Source organism: Actinomadura roseirufa (assembly GCF_900659635.1).
Classification (GTDB): domain Bacteria; phylum Actinomycetota; class Actinomycetes; order Streptosporangiales; family Streptosporangiaceae; genus Spirillospora; species Spirillospora roseirufa.
This window is the reverse complement of record NZ_CAACVB010000301.1, coordinates 1-8,280: the sequence shown is the minus strand read 5'-3', so window position 1 is coordinate 8,280 and position 8,280 is coordinate 1. Positions and strand designations below refer to the sequence as shown.

Annotated in this window: 7 protein-coding genes; 5 read left to right on the top strand and 2 right to left on the bottom strand. The window is 74.3% G+C overall.

Annotation, left to right across the window (positions count from 1 at the left end; genetic code table 11):
• From E1291_RS35780 to E1291_RS35765, 4 genes are all read left to right on the top strand, one after another.
• On the top strand, positions 1-1,120 hold a 1,120-nt coding region (locus E1291_RS35780), incomplete at its 5' end, for an FtsX-like permease family protein (RefSeq protein ID WP_131742490.1).
• Between the two features lie 73 nt (positions 1,121-1,193).
• Positions 1,194-2,405: a pyridoxal phosphate-dependent aminotransferase gene (locus E1291_RS35775; protein WP_131742489.1), complete on the top strand. Its 1,212-nt coding sequence runs from the start codon at positions 1,194-1,196 to the stop codon at positions 2,403-2,405.
• Positions 2,406-2,490: 85 nt separating this feature from the next.
• Positions 2,491-2,916, top strand: a complete 426-nt coding sequence (locus E1291_RS35770) for an Rrf2 family transcriptional regulator (RefSeq protein ID WP_131742488.1) — start codon at positions 2,491-2,493, stop codon at positions 2,914-2,916.
• An 80-nt stretch (positions 2,917-2,996) separates the two neighbouring features.
• Positions 2,997-4,166: an MFS transporter gene (locus tag E1291_RS35765; protein ID WP_131742487.1), complete on the top strand. Its 1,170-nt coding sequence runs from the start codon at positions 2,997-2,999 to the stop codon at positions 4,164-4,166.
• Here the strand turns inward: E1291_RS35765 and E1291_RS35760 are convergent.
• Positions 4,163-6,211, bottom strand: coding sequence for an ATP-dependent DNA helicase (locus tag E1291_RS35760; protein ID WP_207401118.1), 2,049 nt, complete (start codon positions 6,209-6,211; stop codon positions 4,163-4,165). The two genes, E1291_RS35765 and E1291_RS35760, sit on opposite strands and share 4 nt — an antisense overlap.
• A gap of 198 nt (positions 6,212-6,409) precedes the next feature.
• On the opposite strand from E1291_RS35760, the gene E1291_RS35755 reads away from it, so the two are divergent.
• A complete protein-coding gene (locus E1291_RS35755; protein WP_131742486.1) occupies positions 6,410-7,414 on the top strand; it encodes a DUF4192 domain-containing protein in 1,005 nt (334 codons plus the stop codon).
• Between the two features lie 192 nt (positions 7,415-7,606).
• Here E1291_RS35755 and E1291_RS35750 read toward each other — a convergent pair whose 3' ends face one another.
• Positions 7,607-7,978 (bottom strand): hypothetical protein, encoded by a 372-nt coding sequence (locus E1291_RS35750; protein ID WP_131742485.1) that lies wholly within the window; start codon positions 7,976-7,978, stop codon positions 7,607-7,609.
• Positions 7,979-8,280 lie beyond the last annotated feature (302 nt).

Here is an 8,280-nt window from a genome sequence, read left to right as displayed (position 1 = left end):
CGCCGCGCGGCTGCGCGGCGTCGCCGGGACGCTCGCCCGCGACAACGCCGCCCGCAGCCCGCGGCGCACCGCGGGCGCGGCGACCGCGCTGATGATCGGCGTCGGGGTCGTCACGCTGCTGACGGTCTTCACCGGCTCCCTGCGCGCCTCGCTCCAGGACGGCGTCTCCGGGTCGTTCAAGGGCCCGATCGTGGTGGACGGGGGCGGCAACGAGACCGGCGGGTTCAGCACCGCCCTCGCGCAGGCGGCCGCCCGGCTGCCCCAGGTGAGCGCCGCCGCCGGGATCGGCACCGGGCACATGCGGGTGGACGGGCGCGCCACGTCCGTCAGCGTCGGCGACCCGGCCGGCATCGCGCGGGTGCTGCGGCTGGACGTCGCGGAGGGCGGTCTCACCGGCCCCGGCGTCTTCGCCGTGTCGGAGCGGGTCGCGCGCGACCGGGGCTGGCGGGCCGGGTCGCGGGTCGGCGTCCAGTTCGCCGACGGCACCGCGGGGACGTTCGCCATCGGCGCCGTCTACCGGCGGGCCGACCTGGTCGGCGACTACCTCGTCCCCCGGACGGCCTGGAACGCCCACACCCGCCAGCCGCTCGACATCATGGCGTTCGTCGAACTGCGGCCCGGCGCGTCGGCCGCGGCCGCCCGGCGGGCCCTCACGGCGCTGGCCCGGCCGTACGGGGCGCCCGCCGTGGAGACCCGCGACGGCTTCATCGCCCGGCAGAGCGAGGACATGAACGGCTTCATCGCCGTCGTCTACGGGATGCTGCTCCTGGCGATCGTGATCGCGCTGCTCGGCATCGCCAACACCCTGTCGCTGTCGGTGCACGAGCGGACCCGCGAGCTCGGGCTGCTGCGCGCCGTCGGCGCGACCCGGCCGCAGATCAGGTCGATGGTCCGCTGGGAGTCGGTGATCGTCGCGCTGTTCGGCACCGGCGGCGGCCTCGGCCTCGGCCTGTTCCTCGGCTGGGGGCTCGGCGCCGCGCTCGGCAACCCGTTCGCCCCGTCCGCCCTCCAGGTGGCGGTGATCGCGCTGGTCGGCGCGGGGGCGGGCGCGCTCGCCGCCGTCCGCCCGGCGCGCCGCGCCGCCCGGCTGGCGATCCTGTCGGCGATCTCCGCGCCCTGAGGCCCGGCGGCCGCCGCCGGGCGGCGGCCGGGGCACCGGACATCACCCGCGAACCCGCGGATAAGGTGTGTCCATGCAGGTCAACCAGTCGGGCAAACTCTCCAACGTCTGTTACGACATCCGCGGTCCGGTGCTGAAGCGCGCCAAGCAGCTGGAGGCCGAGGGGAACAAGATCCTCAAGCTGCACATCGGCAACCCGGCCCCCTTCGGTTTCGAGGCGCCGCCGGAGCTTCTGCAGGACATGATCCGCAACCTGCCGGCGGCGCACGGCTACAGCGACTCCAAGGGCATCCTGCCCGCCCGCCGCGCCGTCGTGCAGCGGTTCGAGGAGGACGGCGTCGAGGGGGTGGACGTCGAGGACGTCTACCTCGGCAACGGCGTGTCCGAGCTGATCGTCATGACCCTGCAGGCGCTGCTCAACGACGGCGACGAGGTCCTCATCCCGGCGCCCGACTACCCGCTGTGGACGGCGTCGGTGTCGCTGTGCGGGGGCACGCCCGTCCACTACCTGTGCGACGAGGACGCCGGCTGGGAGCCGAGCCTCGACGACATCGAGGCCAAGATCGGTGACCGCACCCGGGCGCTGGTGATCATCAATCCGAACAACCCGACCGGCGCCGTCTACTCCCGCGAGGTGCTGGCCCGGATCGTCGAGGTCGCCCGCCGCCGCAACCTGATCATCTTCGCGGACGAGATCTACGACCGGATCCTCTACGACGACGCCGAGCACGTCCCGATCGCCTCGCTGGCGCCCGACCTGCTGTGCCTCACCTTCGGCGGGCTGTCCAAGAACTACCGCGTCGCCGGGTTCCGCGCCGGCTGGGTCGTCCTGTCCGGCCCGAAGGAGCACGCCGAGTCCTACGTCGAGGGCCTGGACATCCTCGCCAACATGCGGCTCTGCCCGAACGTCCCCGGCCAGCACGCGATCCAGGCGGCGCTCGGCGGCCACCAGAGCATCGACGAGCTCGTCCTGCCGACCGGCCGGCTCGGCGAGCAGCGCGACCGCGCGTGGAAGCTGCTCAACGAGCTGCCCGGCGTGAGCTGCGTCCGGCCGAGCGGCGCCCTGTACGTCTTCCCGCGGCTCGACCCCGGGATGTACCCGATCGAGGACGACATGCGCTTCGCCCTCGACCTGCTGGAGAAGCAGAAGATCCTCATCGTGCAGGGGACCGGGTTCAACTGGTCCGCCACCGACCACTTCCGCGTGGTCACCCTCCAGTACGCCGACGACCTCGAGGAGGCCGTCGGCCGTATCGGCGAGCACCTGGCCGCCTACCGGCGCTGAGCCCTCCCGTTTCCCGGCGGGTGCCCCGGCTTGACGGCCGCCCCCTTGATGTAACAAAGTCGGTTGCGACGGAAGGGAGGCGGACATCGGCGCCAACAGCAGGCTGACGGTCGGCGTGCACGTGCTCACGTGGATGTCGCTCGCGCATCGCCACGGCCGGGACGTCGTCACGTCCGACCAGGTCGCCGCGAGCGTCAACACGAACGCGGTCGTCATCAGGAGGACGCTCGGACGGCTGCGCGACGCGGGACTGGTCGACGTCCAGCGCGGCCAGGGCGCCGGGTGGCGGCTCGCGCGCGCGCCGAAGGACATCACCCTGCTGGAGGTGTACCAGGCCGTGGAGGAGGACGCCCTCTTCGCCCTCCATCACGGCACCCCGAACCAGGAGTGCCCGGTCGGGCGGGGCATCCAGCCCGTACTGCGCCACGTGTACGACGGCGTGGAGGATTCCGTCCGCGGCGAACTGGCGAAGACCTCGATAGCGGACGTCCTCGCCGAGACGGTCGCCTGACCCTCTAGTTCAAGGCCGGCCCTGTGCCGGCCTCCTTTCACGACCTTGATGTAACAAATCTAGTTACAATCGGAGACGAGATGTACCGACCCCTCATCGTGCTCGCCCTGGGCACGTTCGCGATCGGCACCGACAGCTTCGTCGTGGCCGGCATCCTCCCCGAGATCGCCGATTCGCTCGAGGTGAGCCGGTCGGCCGCCGGGCAGCTCATCACCGCCTACGCCCTCGCCTACGCCCTGTTCGGCCCGGTCATGGCCGCCGCCACCGCCCGCTGGCCGCGCCGCCGCGTCCTGCTGACCGGCCTCGCCGTCTTCTGCGCCGGCAACCTCGCGACCGCGCTGCTGCCCGCCTACGGCCTCGTCCTCGCCTCCCGCGTCGTGGCCGGCCTCGGCGGCGCCATGTTCACCCCCATCGGCACGGCCGTCGCCGCGCAGATCGCGCCGCCCGACAGGCGCGGCCGCGCCATCTCCATCGTCATGGCCGGGCTCAGCGCCGCCACCGCCCTCGGGGCGCCCATCGGCACCGTCCTCGGCTCGGCGGGGGACTGGCGCGTCACGATGCTGTTCGTCACGGCCCTCGGCGCGCTCGCCTTCGCCGGCGTCGCCGTGCTCCTGCCGCCCGTCCCCGTCCCGCCGCCCGTGCCGCTGCGGCGGCGCCTCGCCCCCCTCGCCGACGCCCGCGTCACCCTGAGCCTCGGCGCCGTCCTCGGCGTCTTCACCGGCCTGTACGCCGTCTACAGCTACATCAGCGCGAGCTTCGACCGCGCCACCGACGGCGACGGCGCCACCCTGGCCGCGCTCCTGTTCGTCTGGGGCGTCGCCGCCACCGCCGGCAACCTCGGCGCGGGCGCGATCACCGACCGGTTCGGCGACCGGCGCGTCATCAACGTCCTCGCCGCCGTCGCCGCGCTCGACTTCGCGCTCCTGCCCTGGACGAGCCGCACCCTGCTCACCGCCGCGCTCGCCCTGGTCGTGTGGGGCGTGTGCGGCTGGGGCCTGCTCGTGCCGTCCGCGCATCGGCTCATCGGCATCTCCCCGGCGACGGCGCCGCTGCTCACCGCCCTCAACGCCGCCACCGTCTACGTCGGAGTCTCGCTCTCCGGCGTGATCGGCGCGGCGGGCATCGCGGTCGTCGGCGCCCACCGGCTCGGCCTCGTCGGCGCCGTGTTCATCCTGACCGGTCTCGTCCTGGCGGAGCTGGCGCACCGCCGGATCCGCCGGGAGGCCCCGGCTCCGGTGCCGGTCTCCTAGGAGGCGGAGGCGTCGAGGCGGCGCAGGGCGCCGCGCACCACGTCCGGGTCCGTCGTGGCCCAGAACGGCGGCAGCGACTCCTTGAGGAACCCGCCGTACCGGGCGGTGGCCAGCCGCGGATCGAGGACGGCCACGACGCCCCGGTCGTCCATCGACCGCAGCAGCCGCCCCGCGCCCTGGGCCAGCAGCAGCGCGGCGTGCGTCGCCGAGACGGCCATGAACCCGTTGCCGCCCCGCGCCGCCACCGCCCTCGCCCGCGCCGACGACACCGGGTCGTCCGGGCGGGGGAACGGGATGCGGTCCATGATCACGAGCTGCAGCGATGGACCCGGGACGTCCACGCCCTGCCAGAGCGACAGTGTCCCGAACAGACAGGTCCGTTCGTCCTCGGCGAACCGCTTGACCAGCTGGGACGTGGAGTCCTCGCCCTGGCACAGCAGCGGATGCGTCAGATGGTCCTTCAGCTCGTCGGCGGCCTGCCGCGCCGCGCGCATCGAGGAGAACAGCCCGAGCGTCCGCCCGCCCGCCGCCTCGATCAGCTCGGTGATCTCGGTCAGGCAGGCGTCGGCGAGCCCGTCGCGCCCCGGCTGGGGCAGATGCCGGGCGACGTACAGGATGCCCGCCTTCGGGTGGTCGAAGGGCGAGCCCACGTCCAGCCCGGACCACACGATCTTCGAGTCGTCCTCGCCGTCCTTGACCGCCGTGTGCGCCAGCCCCTCCGCCGCCGTCCGGGCGTCCCGCGGGGCGCCGTCGCCGAGCGGCGGCAGCCCCCACTGCCGGGCCAGCGGCTCGAACGACCCGCCCAGCGTCAGCGTCGCGGACGTGAGCACGGCGGTCCGCCGCTCGAACAGCGTCCCCCGCAGCAGCCCGCCCACGCCGATCGGCGCGACGTGCAGCGACGGCGGGCGCGGCGGCCGGCCGTCCGGCACGAACGGCCGCTCCAGCCACACCACGTCGAACCGCTGCGCGATCTCCGGCTGGAACGCCTCCAGCAGCCGCACGGCGGTGTCGTGCAGGTCCTCCAGCGACGAGCGCGCGGCCTTCCGCGCCGCCATGTCGCCTCGGTCGCCGTCCTTCTTGTCGGGCCCGAGGGCCGTGACGCACGCGTGCGCGGCGTCCCGCACCACGGCGAGGGTCGTGCCCAGCGCCTGGGGCAGGACGTCCATGCGCCCGGCGGGCAGATCCTCCAGCAGGATGCCGAGGCCCTCCGCGGACTCCTTGAGCCGGTCGGCCACGCCCTCCTCGATGAGCCGCCCGCACCGCCGTGCCGCGGTCTCCACCGCCACCGCGCTCAGGTCGCCCGTCGCCACCGACGTCACCCGGTCGACCAGCTCGTGCGCCTCGTCCACGACCACCACGTCGTGTTCGGGCAGGACCTGGAACTCCTCCAACGCGTCGATCGCCAGCAGCGCATGGTTGGTCACCACGATGTGGGACTCCCCGGCGCGCGCGCGGGCCAGCTCGGCGAAGCACTCCGTCCCCTGCGGGCACCGTTGCGCCCCCAGGCACTCCCTGGCGGAGACGGCCACCTGCCGCCACGCCTGCTCGCCCACCCCGGGGACGAGCTCGTCCCGGTCACCGGTCCGCGTCTCCTCGGCCCACTCGTCCAGCCGCTTCACCTGCCGCCCGAGCGCCGAGAGCTGCTGCGGGTCGAACAGCCCCTCGCCGGGCTCCTCCTCGTCGGGCGCCCCCGTCTGCACGCGGTGCAGGCACAGGTAGTTGCGGCGCCCCTTGAGGATCGCGAACTTCAGCTCCGTGCCGAGCAGCGGCCCCAGCGCCTCCGCCAGCCGCGGCAGGTCGCGGTCGACCAGCTGCCGCTGCAACGCGATCGTCGCGGTGGACACCACCACCGTCGTCTGCTTCTCCACCGCGTACCGGATCGCCGGGACGAGGTAGGCCAGCGACTTGCCCGTCCCGGTGCCCGCCTGGGCGGCGACGTGCTCGCCCGAGACGATCGCCTTCTCCACCGCCCGCGCCATCTCCACCTGCCCCGGGCGCTCGGCTCCGCCGACGGCCTCGACGGCGGCGGCCAGCAAGGAGGCCATGTCGGGAATCCGGGTATCACTGTCAGTCAGCAGATCAGGGGCGGCCACGCCGCACAACGCTACCGCCCGCACGACCCGCCCGCGCCCCAGAACCGCTCTAGGCCCGCCTGAAGCCGCCACAGCGCGCGGCGGGCCGATGTTATCCACAGTTGGGCGTTCTCCGCGCTCGGCCGTCGCGCCGCCGCCAGTGTCGATGCCATGACACCACTCGTGATCCGCACCGCCGAGGACGCCATCGCCGCCGTCCCGTACCTGCTGGGCTTCCACCCGTCCCGCAGCCTCGTCGTGATCGGTTTCGACGGCCCCGGCCACACCTGCGCCGTACGGCTCGACTTACCGGCCGCCGAGGACGCGGAACGGGCGTCCCGCACCCTGGCCGCCCACCGGGTCCGCCGGGCGCTCCTGCTCGGCTACGGCGACCCGCCGGAGGTCGCCGCGTCCGCCTCCGCCCTGACCACCGCGCTGGCCGCCGCCGGCGTCGTCGTCGCCGAGGCGATCCGCGTGGCCGACGGCCGCTGGTGGTCCCTCACCTGCCAGGACGCCTGCTGCCCGCCCGAGGGCGTCCGCTACGACAGCAGCACCAGCGTCCTCGCCGCCCAGGCCACCTACGCGGGACGCGTCGTCCTGCCCGGCCGCGCCGACCTCGCCCGCTCCGTGCAGCCCCTCCAGGGCGCGGAGCGCCGGGCCATGCGCGAGGCCACCGACCGCGCCGAGCGGCGCTTCCTGGCCTGGGCGCGCGACCGCACGTCCGGCACCGCCTTCCAGGCCCGCACGATCGAGGAGGGCGTCGTCTTCGTCCCGGCCCTGCTCGACCGCGCCCACGGCGGCGCCCGTCCCACCGACGACGAGGTCGCCTGGCTCGGCTTCCTCCTCACTGAGATCCGCGTCCGCGACGAGGCGTGGATCCGCATCGACGGCGACGACCCGGCCGCCGACATCGAGTTCTGGCGCGACATCGTCCGGCGCGTCGAGGAGGACTACGCCGCCGCCCCGGCGTCCCTCCTCGCCTTCGCGGCCTACAGCGGGGGAGACGGCGGCCTGGCCGGCATCGCCGTCGAGCGGGCCCTCGCGGCCGATCCCGCCTACTCCATGGCGGTCATTCTGCGCGAGCTCATCACGTCCGGCATCCCGCCCGCGAACGCCCGCCTGAGCATGACCCCCCAGCAACTGGCCATGGCCTACCACGAGACCGATACCGGCTAGGGCCGCCCCTCGGGCCCGCCGCCGCCCCAAGCCAGGGCGCCCACGCTGGTCTGCACGGCCATGAAGCCGTGGTGCCCTCAACTGGGGCGGGGGCCGCCCGCTAGGAGCGCCGTGACGGGTCCGCTGCCAACTCTGCGCGTCATGCTTTGAGACGCGGGCCGGTGTCGGTCGGGCTCTTGGGGCGCGGGCGGGTCAGGGGGTGACGGCCTGGCCCGGGGTGCCGGGGTCGATGCGGCGGTCGCGGTTACGGTCGTTCCACGCGCGCATCCGCGGCGGGTAGCCGACGATCTGGACGTCGTAGACCGGCAGGCCGAGGTCGCGGGCGACCTTGCCGATGACCTTGGGGGAGCCGACGCGGCGGCGGGTCCACTCGCCGTCGTGGGCGACCGCGACGGCGGTGGTGTCGGTGGCGAAGGTCTCCGGCTCGACGAAGAACTCGACGCCGCGGCGGTCGCGGGCGAACGCGATCAGGGCCTCGATGTCGGAGTCGGTCGCCTCCCGGTCGAGCTTCGTCACCGTCGCGCCACGGTGCTTGCGGATCCCGAATCGGTCCCGGAACCTCATCGTCCGTCCCGTCCTGTGAAGGGGCCCCGGAGCCTTTCCGGGGCCAGTGCGGTGTACGACGATAACGACCATCCGTCTCCGCGGGGTTCCCGACACAGGGGCGGCATGGCCTCCCTGGTGGGCGGGGGGCCGCGCCCTAGACTGCCTGATCAGGGGGATCGGCAGCGGGGGTGGGGATGGACGGGCCGGGCCTGGTCCGGCGCGTGGCCGGCGGGGTGCTCGCGGCCGCGATCTGCGGATGGCTGAGCACGCTGTCGGCGGGGCCGGCGCGGATCGGGCTCGCGGCGGCGGCCGCGGCGCCC